We start from the raw sequence: 20,390 nt of genomic DNA, 5'->3' as shown, positions 1-20,390 counted from the left end.
TCTTTTATTAAATTAATGTTTGTGAACCAATTTTTGCAGGCCACTGTAAATTGTCTTCATTATTTATATCAACACTTAATTTATGAAATGAATTTAAATTACTATAAAGTGCAAAAAATTCATTTAATACACAACAAAATATATAAGCTTCCCCAAGACAAGAAAAATTCAATGGATTAACTTTTAGTTTTATATGAGTCCCTCTTATTGGTAAACCTTTATCTATCATTTCACAGGTTTCATATGAAATATTTTCAAATCCTTTTAATTGCATTGTAGTTTTTTCTCTTTGTTTTCTATCAAAAGCTCCATAAAAATCATAAGTTTCTAATATGGTTCTTAAAGAATTAATATCTTCTAAAGAGAGATAATTCAAAGACATATTAGATATTACTCTCCATAAAAAATCTCCTGAAATTGGTGGTGGATAACTTTGAGTAGGAATAGTGATATTTTCAAATTTTAAATTTGCACTTTTTGATAAAGGATTTGCAGTATCAATCTCTTTTAATAAAAGTTTAGAAGGTAAATTTTTATTTGTGCACAATATTTTTACGGATATTGTTGCATTACTTTTTAAAATATCTTCTTCTAATCCTTTTGAGTTAGAAAATCTTAAGTATGTATTTGTTTGTGCTTCATCACTTGATAATTTAACTCTTGATGAGTAATACTGTGTATTTGATAAGTTATGTTCAAATGTTTCAAAAGGCATAAAATCTTCATAACTTCCCTTATTTGCAATCCAACCTCTTACATTTTCAATTGAAAAAACTTCACTTTGATTTTTATCTAAATTTGAGGGAACAACTAAATACTCTTCATCATAACTTGTTTTTCTAATTGGTACAGAATCAGTCTCAAATAGATTAACAACAGGAGTACTATATAGAAAAAAATTACTTATATTTGGTGTTTCAGATTGTTTAATTTTTTTAGAAAATGTTATTCTTATTGTGAAATTTCTACTTTTTTCCAAAATTTCATTTGATATTGTATTTATATTTGAAAGATTTAATATATCAATAAATAAAAACTTATCTTTAAAACAAAAATATTCTTGTAGTAAAATATATCCATCAAAAACATTTAAAGGATAAGGCATAAGGTTTTCATTTGGGCTAAAACCAACTTGTTTTATTGAGTTTTTATCAATTGATATTGATGCAAGCTCTTTGCTATCATCTGAATTAATAACTAAATCAATTTTTTCAACATAATTTGTTAAAAAAAGATATAAATCTTGTGCAATAAATTTAGAACCACCTAAATGTAATCTTAGATTTTCAAAAGTCAAATCTTGCAGTGTTCCAATTGTTGACATTTGAAAAGACAACTCAAGATCACTTTTTTTACTATATGTATAGTAGTTTACATTTTGTAACTCAAAAGGCATTACAGTAAGTTCATAAGCTGTTCTAAACTTACATTGAGAATTATTTATACTTTTACTTAAAACCTCAGTATTTTTTTCAACTTTAATATTTTGAGTTGAATCTTTAATTGATTCATACTTTATAATAGAATAAGATGGTATTGGTCTAATATAATTTGGCCAAAGTAGTTGAACTAAAGTATGAGAAACTTCTGGCAATTCATAATCAAGCTGTTGTTTTAATCTACCTGTTAGAAAAGAAAATCCCTCAAGTAGTCTTTCCACATCAGGATCTTGACCCTCTTTTGAAAGATAAGTTGATAATCCAGGATTTTTTTTAGAAAACTCTGAACCCTCAAGTCGTAATGAGTTTAATTCTTTTTTATAATAATCATTAAATGTCATCTTTATAAATCTTTACCTTTCCATTTTTTAGCAAATTTGCTCTATAACTTACTTTTTTACTTCTACCATTTACTACAAGATAACCCTGTATTAAGATTGTCATTTCATTAAAATTTAAATTTTCTCTTAAAATTCCAACTTTTGTTTTATATAATCTAGGCTCAAATCTTTTTATTGTATTTTCTGAACTTTTTTCTATAAACTCAATAGAATCATTCATACTTAAATTTATATTATTTAAATCTACTTTTCCATAATCTTTAGATATTTCTGCACTTCCTGCATTTGTAGAGAAGATTCTTGAAAGATTATTTGCAATTGATGCATATAATGCTTCTTCTTTTGAATCAAACTGTTTGTCATCAAAACTTGAAGATAATCTTTCAAATAAACTTCCCTTATACATTTTTTACTCTTTATCTAACTTACCAACAAGTGATAATTCAAAACTTGCACCCATGTATTTAAAATGAGGTCTTAATGAGATTCTAACTTTATACCAACCTGGATCATCAGCAACATCTTCAACATCAATTGCAATATCTTTAAAAGGTCTTTTACTTCTAATTTCTGCACTTGGATTTTCTTGATTTGCAACATACTGTTTAGCCCATTTATTAAGCTCTCTTTCTAAATCTGATCTTTCTCTCCATGAACCAATGTACTCTCTTTGTAATACTTTTATATAATGAGACATTCTTGTAATTGCAAATAAATATGGTAATTGAGTACCTAATTTATAATTTAATTGTGCTTCATTACCCTCAGGAGTATTTGCAAAAAGTTTTGGCTCTTGTGCTGAACTAGCAGCAAAAAAGGCAGCAGTATTACTTCCTTTTCTCATAATCAATGGAATAAAACCTTGTTCAGATAATTCATACTCTCTTCTATCTGAAACTAAAACTTCTGTTGGTATCTTCATCTCAATATCACCCATACTTTCAAAAGTATGTACAGGTAAATCTCTAACTTCTCCACCTGACTTTGGTCCTATTATATTTGTACACCATCTATAGCTTGCAAAACTATCAGTTAATTTACTTGCAAAAGCATAAACTGTATTTCCCCATAAATAATCTTCATGACTTTTTGAAACATCTTCTTTATAAACAAAATTTGAAATAGGATTATCTTCTGGATCATAAGGAGGTCTAAGTAAAAATCTAGGAAGAGTAAGCCCTACATATCTTGAATCTTCATTTTTTCTAAAACCTTTCCAAGCAGCAAATTGTGGAGATGTCATTACATCCTCTATATCTTTTAAATCAGGAAGCCCCTCAAAACTATCTAGTCCAAAAAACTTAGGACCTGCTGCACTAATAAAAGGTGCATGGCTCATTGCTGATATTGAAGCTACTTTATTTAAAAATTTTATATCCATATTTGAAGGAGAAAGCTCATAATCAGCGATTATAGTACCTACTGGTTCCCCACCAAATTGTCCATATCCTGCGCTATATACATGCTTATAAAGACCTGTTTTTGTAATATCTAAACTATCCTCAAAATCTTCAATTAATTCTTCTTTTGATACGTTTATAAATTCCATTAAAATATTTTGTCTAAAGTCAGTTCTTTCAACTAACATATAAAGACCTTTCCATTTTGATTCTAATGCCTGAAACTGGTTATGATGTAAAACTTCATCCATTTGGGCAGATATTTTTTCATCTATCTCTGCAATCATTTTATCTATTATAGATTTATTAACTTTTTCTTCTTTATTATCAGATTTAATTAATTCTTCTACAAGTGCTTCTACGCCTGTTTTTACAACTGAATAGCTGTCATCATTTTGATTTATGCTTGTTTGAGCAACAATATTATCTAATAAACTTAATTGTTCTATATCTGAAATATTGTTTTGTGAAACTTGTTCTGTAGTCATCTAAACTCCTTTTATTCTTTAACACCAAGATTTAACTCATTCATTAACTTATCTCTTTCTTCTTTATTTGATATAGCATCTTCAATAGCTTTTCTAAATGCAGGTACATTTCCTAATGGACCTTTTAAAGCCATCAATGATTGTCTTAACTGCATAAGAACTTTTAATTCTGGAATATTTTCAACTATTTTTTCAGGTGAAAAATCTTTAATACTATTAATTTTCAAATCTACATTTAAAGATGAGTCTTCTTCTTTAGTTAATTTATTATCAACATTAAAACTCACTGATAAATTTTGTGCTTTTAATACATCATTGAAATTATTTTTATCAATTTTTACAACTTTCTTTTCTTCAACAGGTTTTTTCTCTTCATTTGGATTATATTCTCCCAATAAAGTTATCTTATATGGTATTTCGATCTCTTCTGTCATATCCCCAGTTGCAGGTTTATAAGTGACATTAATTCTCTCTTTTGGTGATTCTGATTGCTTATTCATCTATGTTCTCCTAATTTATATATTTATTTTTAATGCACTATTTATATCTATTTTACAAAGTAGTGAATAATATTTTTCAATTTGTTCATTCTCTACTTGAAGATTACTAAATGAGCTTAAAAAAAGTACATACACTTCTGATACAAGTTTTGCATCCCATTGTATTAAATTGTGTTTTACAATATATTTTTCAAGTTCATCAAATAGAGCTAAAGCCATACTCTCTTTATTATTTTCTATTGCTAATTGCATTTGTTTTAATCTTAAAAGAAATTTATCTTTTATATTTTGTGAACTAATATATTTTTTATCTATTAGGTTTATTGCCTCCTTAAAATTTAAAGTTTCATCTATTTCAAAATCGCAATCATTCTCATTTTTACTTGAACTACTTGGATTTTCTTGTATATTTTCATTAATCCATTTTTTAGTTTTAGGTGATGCAAAACTACTATTGTCTTTGAATTTTAAATCAAGTATTCCTTCATTTGTTTTTAAAAAATAGATTAATAAGTTTTTCACTTCATTTGCTTGTTTTTCTTTATTCAGTTTTTTAAAAATCTTATATATATAATAATGTCCATCAAACCAAAAAGGTGAAACTTCTATAATCTCTTCGATTAACTTTACTGCTTCTTCATATTTTGAGTTTTTGTACAACTCTTTGACATCATCAAGTTCTAATATAGAAGGAGGATTTAATTGTGTAATTGAATTTTCATTTAAAGGAAGTCCATCCGTTTCAAGCCAAGACAAAAATCTTGTAATTCTTAAAGCTTTAAGCTCTATGAAATCTTCTTCTCTATAAAAATTTGCTAATTTTGCGGCATCTTTTTTAAATTCTCTTAAAAAAGCTATTGCCTTATGTGAATCTAATCTATTTTCTTCATTATTTGTTTGATTAACTTGCTCTTGCTTTTTCAACTCTTCTTTTGCACTATTTTCTTCTAATTTAGTTTTAAATATATTTATAATTTTTTTAAAATATATATCTTCATTTTTTAATAATTTATTGAAAGTATTATTTAACTCACAAAAAAGTTCATAAAAAAGTTCAATATTAGAAGTAGATTTTTGACTAATCTCTAATGTTAACTGCTCTTCTAGCCAAAAAATAATATTGCTTTTACCCTTAATAGATTTAGGGTATAATTTATCATTAAATTCATTTATAAAATTTATATAAATTGGAAGATTTATTTCTAAACCTATGAAAGCGTTTACTTTCCAACATGAATATATCCACCAAGTTGCTATTTTAAAATCTTTACTTTTATTTATTAGAAAATCTTGAGTACTATTTAATACTAATTCCCAATCTGTAGAACCATCAAAAAAAGCACTATGACTTTTATCTATTTCTTGTTCAATTGATAAAAAAGCATCATCATATTTGAAATCTTTTCCAACAATTGAATCATCGATTGATTGAAGAATTAATGCACTCAAAAACCTCTTCCTTTTTTATATAATTTAACTGCTAAGTTATAATTTTTACGAAATTGTAACTAGAAATATTTTAATTTTTGTTAAAAAATTATTATATTTATTATTTAATTATCTATTTAAAAATTATTTATTTTCTAAGTAGATAATAATTTATGTTATTTTGATACTATTAAAAGAGGTGTTTATAAATTAAAAAATTATTTAGTTCCTAAAAAATTTATAAAATTTTTAGAAAAACAAAAAAACTATATTAAAATTAATGATAAATTTGTACAATATATACAATAAAGGAAATTAAATATGAAATTATTAGTAATTATTGCCCATGGAAGTAGATTAGAAAGTTCAAATAAAGAAATACATAACTTAGCAGAAAAATTAAAAGTAAATAATATAGATAATAATTTAAAAATTACCTATGCATTTTTAGAGTTATGTGAACCCTCGATTAACAAAAGTATAAAAGACGAGATTATAAATGGTTGTAACGAAATAGAAGTTTTTCCATACTTTCTTGCAGCAGGAAAACATGTAAAAGATGATATTCCAAAAGAAATAGATAAATTAAAAGAAGAGTATCCAGATATTAAATTTAAAATTCTTCCACATTTAGGAAGCTGTAAAGAGATTGTGTCACTTATATTTTCACAATTACAAGATAAAGAGTAAAAACAAATAGCTTAGAAAAAGCTATTTGTATAATTATCTTCTGCTAAATCAATCTCAATAAAAATATTATCGCTATAATCTAAATAGATACTATACTCACCAAAGTTAACAGATTTTTCAATATCTTTTTTATTAAAGTAAACTTCACAATCATTAATATCTAAATTATTCAAATGATACTCAACTATTGAAGGAGGCATTTTATTTATAGCCTCCTCCAATGAATTGAAACTATCAATTCCAAAAGTATTAAAAAGAGTATTTTTATTTATCTGTTTAGTCATAGCTGTCTTTAATTATTGAAACCATTCAATAAAGAAGCCATTCTATTTAGATCTATTTTATTTTCACTATTACTACTAGACTCTCTAAAATTTGCAGAAGTATTGTCAATCTCTTCTTCTAATATTTGATCTAAACTACTATTTTTAGAATTATCTTCTTCTTTAATAAAGGTTCCTTTTTCTTTTGAATCAAACTTGTTATTATCTTTTTCATATTTATTAGGATTTTTTTTGCTTCCTAGAAGATTTTCAATTTTACCTAACATAGAATTAATGTTATTGTTTTGTTTTTCTGTAGAGTCATTTAACTCATTAACATTATCTTCTAAATTTCTATTTTTATCTTCTAGGCTTGTCACTTTTGCTTCAAGTTCTTTTTTATCTTTATTAAGATTATCAATTTTTTCTTCTAATAATGTATTCTCATTTTGCAATTCTTCATATGCTTTTATTAATGTATTTAAAGCTTCATTTAATTTTGTAATAGTCTCTTGATTAGTCATATTTATAAAATCCTCTTTTAGGTTTGTATTTAAAAAAGCTATTATTGCAAAAATTAGCTAATAATTCCATCAATTTTTAATAAAGAATCAACACTTGGTTCTCTTTGTGCAAATTTATAGAACAATTTATCCATATTTTCAGAACCACCTTTTTGTAAAATATGCTCTTTGTATTTCATAGCTAACTCTTTATTAAATAAATTTCCTGAGTCTATAAACATATAAAATGCATCTGCACTTAAAACTTCAGCCCATTTATAAGAATAATATCCAGCAGCATAACCGCCTCCAAAAATATGCCCAAATCCATGTTGAAATTTATTGTAAGAAGGTGGTATTAATGGGCTATACTCGGCTCTTATACTATCAAGTAATGCTTGTATTTCTTCTGCATTATTGTATAATTTTTGATGTAGGTTAAAATCAAACAGTGCAAATTCAACTTGTCTTAACATTGATAATGATGATTGAAAATTTCTAGCATCTATTAATCTTTGAATTGCTTCATCATCTAAAACCTCTTTTGTTTCATAATGTTTTGCAAAAATTTTTAAAACATCTTTTGCATATGCAAAATATTCTAAAAATTGTGAAGGAAATTCAACTGTATCCCAAGCAACACCAGAAATTCCACTAACATATGGTTCATTTACTTTGCTTAATAAATGATGCAATGCATGCCCCATTTCATGAAATAAAGTAACAACATCATCATGTCTTAATAATGAAGGGGTATTATCTTTTGATTGTGGGAAATTACAAACTACATATGCTGTAGGTAAATGTTCTTTTTTATTTGAATCAACATAGTGTGTATGCCAGTTATTCATCCAAGCACCACCTCTTTTATCTTCTCTTGCTTCTAAATCAAGATAAATTCTAGCTATAATTTTATCATTTTCAAAGATATTAAATACTTTTACTTTATCATCCCAAGTTTTTGTTTGAACCTCTTCAAACTTAATTTCAAATATATCATTTAAAAAACTAAAAAATCCATTTAATACAGAGTTTTGCTCAAAATAAGGTCTATAATATTCTTGATCTAAATCATATTTTGCTTTTTTAACTTTCTCACTATAATAAGCCATATCAAAACTTTTAATATCATCAATATTATCTTCACTTGCATAAGTTTTAATCTCTTCTAGTTCTTCTTTAGCACTTTGTTTACCTTTAATTGCTAACTCTTTTAAAAATGAAACAACTTCTTCTTCACTATTAGCCATTTTTCTGCTTAAAGAGTATTGTGCATAGTTTTCAAAACCAAGAAGTTTGACTTTTTCATCTTTTAATTTCAATATTTCATTGATTACTTCTTCATTTTCTGGCGCTCTTGTGCAATATGCTTTATAAATCTCTTCTCTTTTTTCTCTATTTGTTCCATATGTAATATAAGCTAAATATGATGGCATTTGAAGAGTAAATTTATATTTTGTCTTATTGTCATTTTCATCTGTAAATTTTGCTAGTTCTAAATCTGATTTTGGTAACTCTTTTACATCTTCAAAATTTTCACATATCATTGCAAAACTATTTGTTGCATTTAAAAGATTTTGAGAAAACTTTTGAGACAGTTCACTAAGCTTCAAATTTAACTGTTTAAGTCTACTCTTTTTTTCTTCATTTAAGTGAGAACCACTTAATTCAAAATCTTTTATCTCATTTTCTAAAACTTTTTTTTGTATACTATTTAAAGATATATAATCCTTATCTTGTATATCTTTTAAAGATCTATAAATATTATCATTTTGCGACATCTCAGTTTCGTAAATTGAGATCAAAGGAATACACTCTTCTAAAACTTTTTGTGTAATATTTGAGTTTTTAACTGAATCAATATGAAAGATTGGAGTTATAAAATCACTTAAGTTCTCCCCTACTTCTTGATAAGGCATAACAAAATTTTCATAACTCTTTTCTTCTATTTTTAAAAGTTCTTCAACTTTATCTTTACTTTGTTTTATTTTCTCTTCCAATAAACTTTTACTATTTTCTAAATTTTCTAAATTAAACTCTTTAAACATTATCTATCTCCTTTTATAAATTTAATACTAAAACCTCTATCAAAATTTGAGTAGTCTTTATAAAACTCATACTTTTCTATATTAAAATTTTTAAAGTACTCTTCTAAAGGTTTTTTCTGATCATATCCCATTTCACATAATAAATATCTAATCTTTTTATTATATGTATCATCTATAATTCTTTTTAAAATTTCATCTCCAATTTCTCCTCCAAATAGAGCATTTCTTGGTTCAAACTCTACATTTAATGGTAGTTTATAACTATTTGCAATGTATGGGGGATTAGAAATGGTCATATCAAATATTTGATCATCTATATTTTCATATAAATCACTTTTAATAAACTCTATTTTATGTTCAGCTTCATGCTTTATCGCATTTTTTTTAGCTAATGCAATTGCATCATCATTAATATCTACTGCAATAATTTTTATGTTATCTATTAGTTTTGCAAGCATTACTGAAATAACTCCTGAACCTGTCCCTATTTCTAATACTTTTGGACTTTTTATATCTTTTAATATCTCAACAGCATTTTCTACTAAAAGTTCTGTTTCAGGTCTAGGGATTAATACATTTGTTGCAACTTCAAAAAGTTCTCCATAAAATGAAGCTTTTTTTGTAATATACTCCATTGGATAGTTAGTGGCTCTTTTTTTTACAAGTTTCTCAAGCTCTTTTTCATGTTTGAACTCTTCATTATAATGTAGATGTAGCCAAATAACATTTTTTTGTAAAATATGTAAAATTAAAATCTCAATTTCTTTATTTGGAATATGAGTTATATTCCTTAACTGTTTTGAATAGTTTTTTATACAATCTTTTATTGTCAAATATAATACCTTTATTAAATATTTTGCCTATTTTATTGAAATTTTACTCTATTACATATAAAGCCAATTCATCTGCTAATAAAAAGTTTTGATTATAAACTTTCTTATCTTTTAATATAAGCTTCTTTTCATCTATTAAATCTTGAACTTTTTTTAACTCATTTTCATTAAATAGTTCTATTTTCACGCCAGTTGAACACCTAAAACCTAGTAATATTTGCTCGATTTTTATATCTTTTTTGCTTAAGTTTTCAATTTCATATTTTAATGGTTGATTTATATACTCTTGAATATCTTTTTTTGGATAATATCTTGAGCTTTGTTTATATCCAACTGCTCCTGCACCTACTCCTAAATACTCTTTATGTTCCCAATATCCATAATTGTGTTTTGATTCAAACTCTTTTGCTTTTGAAAAGTTTGAGATTTCATATTGAGTAAATCCACACTTATTTATATAATCAAATATTTCATATGATAAATCTTCATCATCTATTTTTATTTTTGAATTATTGTAAAATTTTGTGCCTTTTTCAATAGTCAAACTATATGCACTTAAATGTGTGATTGGCAATGAAAAAGCAGTATCAAAATCCTTCTTTAAGCTTTCAAAGCTATCTGCTTCAACACCGTAAATTATATCACAGTTAATACCATTAAAACCTATACAATTTGCTTTTTGTATAGCACTTATAGCACTTTTACTATTATGTGCTCTTCCTAGCTTTTTTAGTTTTTCATTATCAAAACTTTGTACTCCAAAGCTTACTCTATTTACTCCAAAACTCTTCATTCCTGAAAGCCATTTTTCACTTGCTGAGTTTGGATTTGCCTCTGTTGTTATTTCACAGTTTTTTTCTAAATAAGGTTTTATCAATTTAAAAACCTCTTCATACTCCTCAAATTTTATTGAACTTGGAGTTCCTCCTCCTATAAAAACAGTTTGTAGTTTTTTATTCTCTTTTTTAACATACTCTAATTCAAACTTTAGTTGTTTTACTAAAGCTTTCATATAGTTATGTTTTAGATGAAACTTATCTGTGTAAGAATTGAATGCACAATAGTGACATTTACTATCACAGAAGGGAATATGTATGTATAAAAGCAATTTTTAATCCTAATTTAAATATAATTTTCGCCTAATTATAAGGGAAAATATATTTATGACTGATAAAAAAGAAACAATAGAAAAAAAAGATGGTAAAAACTATAGACCAAATGTTGCAGCAATTGTACTATCAGCAAAATATCCTGAAAAATGTGAAGTTTTTATAGCTTCTCGTACCGATGTAGAGAATGCTTGGCAGTTTCCACAAGGTGGAATTGATGAGGGTGAATCATCTAAAGAAGCTCTATATAGAGAGCTTGAAGAAGAAATCGGAACAAAGGAAATTGAAATAATTGCTGAATATCCTCAATGGGTAAGCTATGAATTTCCCCCTGCAATTGCAAAAAAAATGCAACCATATGATGGGCAAATTCAAAGATATTATTTAGTAAAGCTAAAAAAAGGTGCAAAAATAAATATTAATACTCAAATACCTGAATTTAGTGAATACAAATTTGTTGCAACAAAAAATATTTATGATTATATAACATTCTTCAAAAGAACAGTATATAAACAAGTCTTGAAATATTTTAGAAATGAAGGTTATATTTAAAAAGGTAATTAAAAAAGATGTTAAAAGTATTAAAATTTGGCGGAACAAGTGTTGGTAATTTAGATAGAATTCAAAATGTAGCAAACATCATAAAAAAAATTCGTGATGAAGGCCATGATATTATTGCTGTAGTTTCTGCAATGAGTGGAGAAACTAACAAATTAATTGATTATGCTGAACATTTTTCAAGCAATCCAAATAGAATTGAAATGGATATGCTTTTAAGTTCAGGAGAAAGAGTAACATCAGCACTTTTATCAATTGCATTGAATGAGCAAGGATATAAAGCAACTTCAATGAGTGGAAGAGAAGCAGGAATAAAAACTGATTCTTCACACACAAAAGCAAGAATTGAAGATATTGATACAACTGCTATGAAAGATGCAATGAAAGCTGGGAAAATTATAGTTGTTGCAGGTTTTCAAGGAGTTACTTTTGAAGGTAGAGTAACTACACTTGGTAGAGGTGGTAGTGATTTAACTGCTGTAGCAATAGCAGGTGCAATAAATGCAGATGTTTGTGAAATCTATACAGATGTTGATGGAATTTATACAACAGATCCAAGAATTGAACCAAAAGCCAAAAAACTTGATAAAATCTCGTATGATGAGATGCTAGAACTTGCAAGTCTTGGAGCTAAAGTATTGCAAAATAGATCAGTAGAGATGGCAAAAAAATTAAATGTAAATTTGATATCAAGAAGTAGCTTCACGCCAGAAGTTGAAGGTACGTTAATTACTAAGGAAGAAAATATTATGGAAAAACCAATAGTTAGTGGTATTGCTTTGGATAGAAACCAAATCAGAGTTGGGATGTATGGAGTTAAAGATAGACCAGGAATAGCAGCTTCTATTTTTACATCATTAGCAAATGAAAATATTAATGTAGACATGATAGTTCAAACAGTTGGAGTAGATGGAAAAGCTGATTTAGACTTTACAATTCCAACTACTGATTTTGAAGCATGTAAAAAAGTAATGGAAACATTTAGAACAGATACTAGAAATATTGAATATAACGATTCTATATGTAAAGTATCAATAGTTGGTGTGGGAATGAAATCACATACAGGTGTTGCCTCAAAAGCATTTGCTACTTTAGCTAATGAAAATATTAACATAAGAATTATTTCAACAAGTGAGATAAAAATATCTATGGTTATTGAAGAGAAGTATGCAGAGTTAGCAGTTAGAGCACTACACGAAGTTTACAATCTGGATAAGTAATAGTGCAAGAATTTTTAAATTGGACAGTAGATACTATAAGAGAAGATAAATTACTTTCTCCTTGGCTAGAAGAGAAAAAGTATGAATGGACTCCTTTAGTATCTAAATCTGTAGTAAATATACTTGAAAAAGGTTGTTCTGTAATTATAATTACAGATAAAGAAAGAGATTGGTTTTTAGAATATATTTTCACAAATATAAATTCACAAAATTTAAACAGACCGTTTTTACCTTTTTATGATGCAAAGGGGTTTTATAAATATCTAGATGAAGTTAAATCAGAAGATGATATTAATTATATTAAAGATATGCTAAGTATATCTTTCCCTAATGGCTATTGTTTTTGGTATATTGGGAAAAGTCAAAGTGTAAGAGCAATTATTCCAAAAGTTTCTAAAAACTCATTTTTATGGCTTTTTGATGAAGAGATGCAAGATGCTTTTAATTTAAGAAGTAAAGATGATGCTTTAGATATGAAGCTTTTACAAATGTTTAGACTTTATACTAAAACTTTAAGTGCTGCACTTTTTGCAGAAATAAATGTAGAGAACTGATATAATGACAAATATAAATGATATAAAAGTAGACTCATCAACTATATTAATAGTAAATAGTATAGAAGATACACTTTCATATCTTTTATCAACTTTACCTACTCATTCATGTAGAGTTATAAAAAATGAACAAAAAGATGAATTTTTATTAGCTCAAGCAAATGCAGCTGTAAAAGAAGCTTATATAGCTACAAATAATAAAAAGTATCTTATATTATGTGGTACAACATTTAGAAGTGAAGCTCAAAACTCTTTATTAAAAGTATTAGAAGAACCACCAAAAAATATTGTATTTATCATAATAACAACTACAAAATCAACAATATTACCAACAATTTTTTCAAGAATGCCACATAAGTTTTTGAAAAAATCTCAAAATTTAAACTCATCTAACTTGGATTTATTAAGACTTGATTTAAAAGATATTTATAATTTTTTAAAAGAGAATCAAAAAATATCAAAGTATGAAGCCATCTCTTTAGTTGAATCAATTCTTTTTAAAGTAAAAGAACAAAATATAAATTTAACACAAAAAGAGCTTGAAATGTTTTCAAATGCAGTTAAACTACTTGATTTAAATTCACGCCCAATAAATGTATTAACAACCCTACTTTTAACACTAAATAATAGAAAAAGATTTTAATATGAATAAAAATAAAACAAAAATAATGGGTGTTTTAAATGCAAATGAAGACTCTTTTTTTAAAAACAGTAGATTTAATGAGTCTCAAGCAATAACTAGAATCGAAGCTTTAATAAATGATAAAGCGGACATTATTGATATTGGAGCAGTATCAAGTAGACCTGGAAGTATTCCTGTAAAACCAGAAGTAGAACTACAAAGAATAAAAAATATTGTAGATTCAATTTATAAGCAAAAGCTTTATGAAAAAGTAGTTTTCTCTATTGATTCATATGAACCTTTAGTAATTGATTATGTTTTAAATAAAGGTTTTAAAATAGTAAATGATATTACAGGCTTACAAAATGAAGAAGTTATAAAATTAACTGCAAAATATAATGCAAGTGCTGTTATTATGCATATGCAAAATGATCCAAAAACAATGCAAGAAAAACCAACTTACAAAAATGTAGTCTTAGAAGTAGAAGAGTTTTTAAAACAACAAGTACAAAAAGCAGAAAGTTTTGGACTTAAAGATATTATTTTAGATGTAGGAATTGGCTTTGGTAAAACCTTAGAACACAATTTATTACTATTAAAAAACTTAGAATACTTTAAACATTTGGGTTATGAATTACTAATTGGTGCAAGTAGAAAATCAATGATTGATAAAATAGTAACGTCATCAATTGAACAAAGACTTCCTGGCACTTTAGCAATTCATTTAGAATCAATTAATAAAGGAGCATCAATTATTAGATGCCATGATGTAAAAGAGCATTATCAAGCAATAAAAGTTCAAGAAGCAATAAATACACAAAAGATACTTTAAAGTATCTCGTGTAAAGTATTGGCTTTTGCCATCCAGTTTTCTAACTCTTCATAATTTTCATCTTCAACCATTTTTCTAACTTTTTTCATATGTTCTTCAAATAAATCGATTGAAGATAAGAGATTTTTTCTATTTTGTTTAAAAATATCACTCCACATTCTAGGACTTGACTTTGCAACCCTACTCATATCTTTAAATCCACCAGCAGCTAAAGCAATAATTGATTTTGGATCTTCATGTCCCATAACTGTATTTGCTAAGGAAAAAGAGATTGCATGTGGTAAATGAGACATAAAACAAGCATGAATATCATGCTCATCAGAATCCATTACTACAATTCTCATTCCAATTCCTTGGAATATTCTAAATGCTTTATTTACATGCATATTCCCATTTTTCTCTAAGTTACATAATACTACAGTTTTTCCCTCATATAAATCATCAATTGAGGCTTTTGGTCCAGATTTTTCAGTACCTGTCATAGGATGTGCTGGTACAAAGTTTTCTCTAATTTTTTCAGGAATATTTTTTACTATATACTCTTTTGTTGAGCCCATATCTATAATAGTAGTTTTTTCATCAATATCTAAAAAAGATGGAAACATCTCAATAATTGCATCAACTGGAATTGCAAGTATAATAACATCAGATTCTTTTTTTAAAGTTTCCAAATCTACAATTTCATCAACAAGTTTTAATTCTAGTACATCTTTTTTATTTTTTTCACTATTTATGTATCCTAGAACTTTCTTTGCAATACCATATCTTTTAACTGCTTTTGCTAAAGAACCTCCCATTAGTCCTAATCCTACTATACCTATATTCAAAATTTTCACCTTCTAAAATAATTATTTAAACAATTATATCTTAAACATGCTATAAAGTTTATTTAGATATATTAGCTACTTTAATTATAAATGTAATAAGGATTAATGTGAAAAAGAGACTTACCTTACTATCTATGACGTTAGCTTCACTACTTCATGCAGAACAGATAAATTCAATTGAATATGTAAATTTAACAAAAATTTCATCTAAAATAGCAAGTGAAACACTAAATTTAAAAGCTGGTGATGAATTAGATGTAAATAAGATAAATAAAGCAATAAAAGAGTTTTATAAATTTGGATATTTTGATGACATTTCTGTAAAAGAAGAGAATGGGAAGCTTCAGTTTCTTTTTAAAGAGAAACCATCAATTGCAAACTTAGATATATATGGATATAAAACCAGAGAAGAAGATATTGATAGTTTGAAAGTTTTAATGGGACTTAGAAAAGGTAGTATGTATTCTGCACAAAGAGCAAAGAATGCAAAAGAGATACTATTAAAAGAGCTTGAAAAAGAAGGTTATATCAATTCAATCGTTGAAATTGAAGTTGAACCTATTACTGAGGGTTCTGTTTCGCTTACATTTAATGTAAATAAAGGTGATGAAATCGTAATTAAAAAAGTTAATTATGTAGGCGCTAATAATCTTGATGGTTCAGATTTTGAAAATGTAACAGCAAATAAAGAGAAAGATTATATCTCTTGGTGGTTTGGACAAAATGATGGAGAGTTAAAGCTTGATCAATTATCTTATGAAAGTCCAAGAATAAATGAATTATATTTTCAAAATGGATACTTAGATGCAAAAGTAAAAGATCCTTTCTTAAAAGTTGATTTTGCATCAAACCAAGCAAGACTTGACTTTTTTATTGAAGAGGGTCAACAATATACAACAAACTCTATTACTATTTATATAGATGAATCTATATTAAAATCAAAAGAGTTATATCCAGAATTAAAACTTAAAAAAGATAGAACATTTAATATCTCTAAATTAAGAGATGATGTAGAATATATAAAAACACAAATAGCAAACTTAGGATATGCCTTTGCACAAGTTAAGTATGATATAAAAAAAGATGAAAAAAATGCAACTGCAGATATTATACTTAATGTTATTCCTGGTAAAAAAGTTTATATAAATGATGTTAAGATTTCAGGAAATTCAAGAACATTAGATAGAGTTATTAGAAGAAATGTATATTTAGCACCAGGAGATCAATTTAATCTTACTGATTATAATGATTCTGTTTCTAAATTAAAAAGAACTGGTTATTTCGATGATGTACAAGTTCAACAAAGAAGAGTTTCAGAAGATAAAATGGATTTAATGGTTAAAGTTGTTGAAGCTAGAACAGGTAATTTAATTCTTGGTGGTGGATATGGTTCATATGACAAGATGATGGTAAATGCTGCTATTAATGACAATAACATATTTGGTTCAGGTCTTAGTCTTGGATTATCAACTGAACTTTCAGCAAAAAAATCAAAATTCCAATTTAGTTTAAGAAATCCTGCAATTGCAGATACTAAATACAATGGTGATGTTGAAATTCATAATACTGTTACAGAAATTGGAAGAGATGTTTATGATTTAGATAAAAAAGCTACTGGTTTTTCAATTGGTGCAGGAAAAGAGTTCTTTAGAAACTTTTATGCAGGTGCAAGATATAGACTTGACTTTATAAAAGAAGAGTATGATTATGAAAGTGGTTTTACTAAAAAAAGTGGAAAAAAATATTATGAAGATACTGATTATTTAACAAGTTCAATTACTCCTTATTTAAACTTTAATAACACAGATGATTTTTATTTACCAAAAAATGGTATAAAAACAGGTACATCTTTAGAAATTGCAGGTTTAGGAGGAGATTCAAAATATGTTGAATCAAGCTCATATTTTAAATATTTTTACTCACTAGAAGATAAATTTGATTTAGATTGGATTTTTAGATATAAAACTAGCTTAAAATTCTTAATAGACAATGGTCAAATAAACCAAGGGGACTCTTTATATCTTGGTGGTCCTAAAACATTAAGAGGATTTAAATCATATGCATTTGGTCCAGATAATGAAGATGGAGAAATACAAGATCCATATAAAAGAATGTTTGCAAACTCTATTGAATTAAGTTTCCCACTTGTTGATAGTGCAAAGATGAGATGGGCAGTATTTTATGACTACGGTATGATTGGTGAAGAAAACTTTGATGACATCACAAGATCTTCAACAGGTGCAGTATTTGAATGGGTATCACCAGTTGGTCCTCTTCAATTAATATTTGCACGACCACTTGATGATGAATCTGGTGATGATACATCATCATTTGAATTTTCTTTAGGAAGTAGTTTTTAATGGTTAAACCAATAAATTTAGACAAGAGATTATCAAAAGAAGAAGCATTAGATTTAATACAAAATGCTTCTTTAAACGAATTAGGTAAACTAGCAAGTGAAAAAAAAGCGCAACTTCATCCTGATAAAACTACTACATTTGTAGTTGATAGAAATATCAACTATACAAATGTTTGTTGGGTTGATTGTAAGTTTTGTGCTTTTTATAGACATAAAAAAGATGATGACTCATATGTTTTATCATATGAACAAATTGATGAAAAAATTGAAGAATTACTTGCAATTGGTGGTACACAAATACTTATGCAAGGTGGAGTTCATCCAAATTTAAAGATTGATTATTATGAAGATTTAGTTGAGCATATTCATACAAAATTCCCTCAAATAACTCTTCATAGTTTTTCTGCAATAGAGATTACTTATATAGCAAAAGTATCGAAAATATCGAAACTTGAAGTTTTAAAAAGACTTCAAGCAAAAGGACTTAGCTCAATTCCAGGTGCAGGTGCAGAAATACTTAGTGATAAAGTAAGAGATATAATTGCTCCAAAAAAAATCGATGTTAAAGATTGGATTGAAGTTCATAAACTTGCTCACTCAATTGGAATGAAAACAACTGCTACTATGATGTTTGGTACAATAGAAAGTGATGAAGATATAATTGAACATTGGGATTTAGTTAGAAGATTGCAAGATGAAACACAAGGATTTAGAGCATTTATTATGTGGTCTTTCCAAAGTGCAAATACAAAACTAAAAGAAGAGATACCTGACTTAAAACCTCAATCTTCAAATAGATATTTAAGATTATTAGCAGTTTCAAGACTTTTTTTAGATAATGTTCCAAATATTCAAAGTTCTTGGGTTACACAAGGTTCTTACATAGGTCAACTTGCTTTAAAATTTGGTGCAAATGATTTAGGAAGTACTATGATGGAAGAGAATGTTGTAGCAGCAGCAGGAGCTAGTAATTGTATGAACCAAGATGAAATGATTACTCTAATTAAAGATGTAGGGGAAAATCCTGCTAAAAGAAATACAGCTTATGAGATCGTAGAGAGGTATTAAACCAAATTATGAAAGCAATAAAACTATTTAAAGCTGTTATTACACTACTTAGTTTACAAGGAATTTTAATGAGTGCACAAATAAAACATATAGATATTAATAATACAAAAATTCCTGTAATATTTGAAAAACAAACAAGTCTGCCAATTTTAAATATGCAACTTGTGTTTCAAAATTCAGGTTCAATACAAGATGGAAACTTAAATGGTATTGCTTCATTTTCAGCAAAATTATTAAATGAAGGTACTAAAAAGTCAGGTTCAACAAAATTTGCTTCAGAGTTAGAAAGTAATGCTATTTCATTAAATGTTGCAAGTGGTTTTGAAACATTTGTTATTGAATTATCTTCACTAAAAGAAGTAAATGAAAAAGCATTTAAACTTTTAAAAGATTTATTAAAAGATCCAAACTATGATAAAAAAGTAGTAGAAAAAATCAAAACTATTCTTATTGGTTCTTTAAAAAGAAAACAAAATGATTATGATTATGTTGCAAAAAATCAATTAAAAGATATCTTATTTAAAGATACGGCATTACAACACCCTAGTTCTGGAACAATTGAGTCTATTAACAATATAAAATTAGCAGATGTAAAAAAGTTTATTGATAATACATTTAATCTTTCAAACTTAATAATTGTTGTTGGTGGAGATATTGAGTTTAAAGAACTTGAAAATAAAATCCAAACTTTATTAAAATCAATGCCTGCAAAAGGTAAAAAAGAGTTGAAAAAAGTCGAAATAACTGCAAAACCAATTGTAAAAGAACTTAAAAAACCAACAGAACAAGCATATATATACTTTGGAAGTAAATTTAATGTAAAAGCCCAAGATGAAGAAAACTATAAAGCAAAAGTTGCTTCATTTATTTTAGGTGGTTCTGGCTTTGGTTCAAGATTGATGGAAGAAATACGTGTAAAAAGAGGATTAGCTTATAGTGCTTATGGCTATGTATCTATAAATAAATCTCATTCATACTTTACTGGATATTTACAAACAAAATTAGAAAGTGCAAAAGAAGCACAAGAGCTAGTTGCTGAGATTGTAAAGGATTTTGTACAAAAAGGTGTTACTCAAGAAGAACTTGATGCAGCTAAAAACTTTTTAACAGGAAGTGAGCCTTTAAGAACTGAAACATTGTCACAAAGATTAAATAGAGCATTTAATCTTTACTACAAGGGATTAAAGCAAGATTATCCTCAAAAAGAGTTAGAAAAAATACAAAATTTAGAACTTAAAGATTTAAATAATTATATAAAATCTCATAAAGAAATTGTAGATTTATCATTTTCAATTGTAAGGAAGTAAA

General features: G+C 26.6%; 20 protein-coding genes. 9 read left to right on the top strand and 11 right to left on the bottom strand.

Translation table 11 applies throughout. From position 1 onward, the window contains the following. Positions 1-7 precede the first annotated feature (7 nt). Genes tssF through ACTCCZ_RS06690 form a run of 5 tightly spaced genes read right to left on the bottom strand, consistent with a single transcriptional unit; the run spans position 8 to position 5,617 of the window. On the bottom strand, positions 8-1,780 hold the full coding sequence (gene tssF / locus ACTCCZ_RS06710; RefSeq protein WP_079579869.1) for a type VI secretion system baseplate subunit TssF: 1,773 nt from the start codon (positions 1,778-1,780) through the stop codon (positions 8-10). Beyond that, complete coding sequence (gene tssE, locus ACTCCZ_RS06705) at positions 1,770-2,186, bottom strand: type VI secretion system baseplate subunit TssE (protein ID WP_079579868.1); 417 nt, start codon at positions 2,184-2,186, stop codon at positions 1,770-1,772. Before tssE ends, tssF begins: the two co-directional genes overlap by 11 nt. 3 nt (positions 2,187-2,189) lie before the next feature. Then, on the bottom strand, positions 2,190-3,668 hold the full coding sequence (gene tssC / locus ACTCCZ_RS06700) for a type VI secretion system contractile sheath large subunit (protein WP_079579867.1): 1,479 nt from the start codon (positions 3,666-3,668) through the stop codon (positions 2,190-2,192). Positions 3,669-3,679: 11 nt separating this feature from the next. Continuing rightward, the gene (gene tssB / locus ACTCCZ_RS06695; protein ID WP_079579866.1) at positions 3,680-4,168 is read right to left on the bottom strand and encodes a type VI secretion system contractile sheath small subunit; all 489 of its coding nucleotides are present in this window, start codon (positions 4,166-4,168) and stop codon (positions 3,680-3,682) included. Positions 4,169-4,183: 15 nt separating this feature from the next. Continuing rightward, complete coding sequence (locus ACTCCZ_RS06690; protein WP_079579865.1) at positions 4,184-5,617, bottom strand: TssA family type VI secretion system protein; 1,434 nt, start codon at positions 5,615-5,617, stop codon at positions 4,184-4,186. Positions 5,618-5,917: 300 nt separating this feature from the next. On the opposite strand from ACTCCZ_RS06690, the gene ACTCCZ_RS06685 reads away from it, so the two are divergent. Further along, complete coding sequence (locus tag ACTCCZ_RS06685; RefSeq protein ID WP_079579864.1) at positions 5,918-6,286, top strand: sirohydrochlorin chelatase; 369 nt, start codon at positions 5,918-5,920, stop codon at positions 6,284-6,286. A gap of 11 nt (positions 6,287-6,297) precedes the next feature. Here the strand turns inward: ACTCCZ_RS06685 and ACTCCZ_RS06680 are convergent, their stop codons facing one another. From ACTCCZ_RS06680 to hemW, 5 genes are read right to left on the bottom strand one after another with little or no spacing between them, the layout of a single operon-like run. Then, complete coding sequence (locus tag ACTCCZ_RS06680; RefSeq protein WP_079579863.1) at positions 6,298-6,570, bottom strand: hypothetical protein; 273 nt, start codon at positions 6,568-6,570, stop codon at positions 6,298-6,300. Between the two features lie 8 nt (positions 6,571-6,578). Beyond that, a complete protein-coding gene (locus tag ACTCCZ_RS06675) occupies positions 6,579-7,073 on the bottom strand; it encodes a coiled-coil domain-containing protein (RefSeq protein ID WP_079579862.1) in 495 nt (164 codons plus the stop codon). A gap of 53 nt (positions 7,074-7,126) precedes the next feature. Beyond that, positions 7,127-9,100: a M3 family metallopeptidase gene (locus ACTCCZ_RS06670; RefSeq protein ID WP_196778287.1), complete on the bottom strand. Its 1,974-nt coding sequence runs from the start codon at positions 9,098-9,100 to the stop codon at positions 7,127-7,129. Next, entirely contained in the window at positions 9,100-9,933 is an 834-nt protein-coding gene (gene prmC, locus ACTCCZ_RS06665) for a peptide chain release factor N(5)-glutamine methyltransferase (protein ID WP_079579860.1), read from the bottom strand. Before prmC ends, ACTCCZ_RS06670 begins: the two co-directional genes overlap by 1 nt. A 43-nt stretch (positions 9,934-9,976) precedes the next feature. Further along, positions 9,977-11,041 carry a radical SAM family heme chaperone HemW gene (hemW, locus tag ACTCCZ_RS06660; RefSeq protein ID WP_079579859.1) on the bottom strand — a complete coding sequence of 355 codons (1,065 nt, stop codon included), beginning with the start codon at positions 11,039-11,041 and terminating at the stop codon, positions 9,977-9,979. A gap of 55 nt (positions 11,042-11,096) precedes the next feature. On the opposite strand from hemW, the gene ACTCCZ_RS06655 reads away from it, so the two are divergent. Genes ACTCCZ_RS06655 through folP form a run of 5 tightly spaced genes read left to right on the top strand, consistent with a single transcriptional unit; the run spans position 11,097 to position 14,828 of the window. Further along, positions 11,097-11,594 carry an RNA pyrophosphohydrolase gene (locus ACTCCZ_RS06655; protein ID WP_079579858.1) on the top strand — a complete coding sequence of 166 codons (498 nt, stop codon included), beginning with the start codon at positions 11,097-11,099 and terminating at the stop codon, positions 11,592-11,594. A 17-nt stretch (positions 11,595-11,611) separates the two neighbouring features. Next, complete coding sequence (locus ACTCCZ_RS06650) at positions 11,612-12,820, top strand: aspartate kinase (protein WP_079579857.1); 1,209 nt, start codon at positions 11,612-11,614, stop codon at positions 12,818-12,820. Between the two features lie 2 nt (positions 12,821-12,822). Further along, complete coding sequence (locus tag ACTCCZ_RS06645; protein ID WP_079579856.1) at positions 12,823-13,374, top strand: HobA family DNA replication regulator; 552 nt, start codon at positions 12,823-12,825, stop codon at positions 13,372-13,374. 4 nt (positions 13,375-13,378) lie between these two features. Beyond that, positions 13,379-14,017, top strand: a complete 639-nt coding sequence (locus ACTCCZ_RS06640) for a DNA polymerase III subunit delta' (protein WP_079579855.1) — start codon at positions 13,379-13,381, stop codon at positions 14,015-14,017. 1 nt (position 14,018) lies between these two features. After that, positions 14,019-14,828, top strand: coding sequence for a dihydropteroate synthase (gene folP / locus ACTCCZ_RS06635; protein WP_079579854.1), 810 nt, complete (start codon positions 14,019-14,021; stop codon positions 14,826-14,828). Here the strand turns inward: folP and ACTCCZ_RS06630 are convergent. Further along, positions 14,825-15,655: a prephenate dehydrogenase gene (locus ACTCCZ_RS06630; protein WP_079579853.1), complete on the bottom strand. Its 831-nt coding sequence runs from the start codon at positions 15,653-15,655 to the stop codon at positions 14,825-14,827. The two genes, folP and ACTCCZ_RS06630, sit on opposite strands and share 4 nt — an antisense overlap. A 107-nt stretch (positions 15,656-15,762) precedes the next feature. Here ACTCCZ_RS06630 and bamA point away from each other — a divergent pair, with 107 nt between their 5' ends. Genes bamA through ACTCCZ_RS06615 form a run of 3 tightly spaced genes read left to right on the top strand, consistent with a single transcriptional unit; the run spans position 15,763 to position 20,389 of the window. Then, positions 15,763-18,015, top strand: coding sequence for an outer membrane protein assembly factor BamA (gene bamA / locus ACTCCZ_RS06625; RefSeq protein ID WP_228145341.1), 2,253 nt, complete (start codon positions 15,763-15,765; stop codon positions 18,013-18,015). Beyond that, positions 18,015-19,082, top strand: a complete 1,068-nt coding sequence (locus ACTCCZ_RS06620; protein WP_079579851.1) for a dehypoxanthine futalosine cyclase — start codon at positions 18,015-18,017, stop codon at positions 19,080-19,082. The genes bamA and ACTCCZ_RS06620 overlap by 1 nt, the downstream gene beginning before the upstream one ends. Positions 19,083-19,090: 8 nt before the next feature. Further along, a complete protein-coding gene (locus ACTCCZ_RS06615; protein ID WP_079579850.1) occupies positions 19,091-20,389 on the top strand; it encodes a M16 family metallopeptidase in 1,299 nt (432 codons plus the stop codon). The last annotated feature ends 1 nt before the right edge of the window (position 20,390 follow it).

Source organism: Malaciobacter sp., assembly GCF_055140965.1.
The sequence above is the reverse complement of the archived record's forward strand: the minus strand, read 5'-3'. Positions and strand labels throughout refer to the sequence as shown.

Coding starts and splice junctions, on each gene's coding strand:
- tssF (WP_079579869.1), bottom strand. CDS start 1,780: ATGACATTTAATGATTATTATAAAAAAGAATTAAACTCATTACGACTT.
- tssE (WP_079579868.1), bottom strand. CDS start 2,186: ATGTATAAGGGAAGTTTATTTGAAAGATTATCTTCAAGTTTTGATGAC.
- tssC (WP_079579867.1), bottom strand. CDS start 3,668: ATGACTACAGAACAAGTTTCACAAAACAATATTTCAGATATAGAACAA.
- tssB (WP_079579866.1), bottom strand. CDS start 4,168: ATGAATAAGCAATCAGAATCACCAAAAGAGAGAATTAATGTCACTTAT.
- ACTCCZ_RS06685 (WP_079579864.1), top strand. CDS start 5,918: ATGAAATTATTAGTAATTATTGCCCATGGAAGTAGATTAGAAAGTTCA.
- ACTCCZ_RS06680 (WP_079579863.1), bottom strand. CDS start 6,570: ATGACTAAACAGATAAATAAAAATACTCTTTTTAATACTTTTGGAATT.
- ACTCCZ_RS06675 (WP_079579862.1), bottom strand. CDS start 7,073: ATGACTAATCAAGAGACTATTACAAAATTAAATGAAGCTTTAAATACA.
- ACTCCZ_RS06670 (WP_196778287.1), bottom strand. CDS start 9,100: ATGTTTAAAGAGTTTAATTTAGAAAATTTAGAAAATAGTAAAAGTTTA.
- ACTCCZ_RS06655 (WP_079579858.1), top strand. CDS start 11,097: ATGACTGATAAAAAAGAAACAATAGAAAAAAAAGATGGTAAAAACTAT.
- ACTCCZ_RS06650 (WP_079579857.1), top strand. CDS start 11,612: ATGTTAAAAGTATTAAAATTTGGCGGAACAAGTGTTGGTAATTTAGAT.
- ACTCCZ_RS06640 (WP_079579855.1), top strand. CDS start 13,379: ATGACAAATATAAATGATATAAAAGTAGACTCATCAACTATATTAATA.
- folP (WP_079579854.1), top strand. CDS start 14,019: ATGAATAAAAATAAAACAAAAATAATGGGTGTTTTAAATGCAAATGAA.
- ACTCCZ_RS06620 (WP_079579851.1), top strand. CDS start 18,015: ATGGTTAAACCAATAAATTTAGACAAGAGATTATCAAAAGAAGAAGCA.
- ACTCCZ_RS06615 (WP_079579850.1), top strand. CDS start 19,091: ATGAAAGCAATAAAACTATTTAAAGCTGTTATTACACTACTTAGTTTA.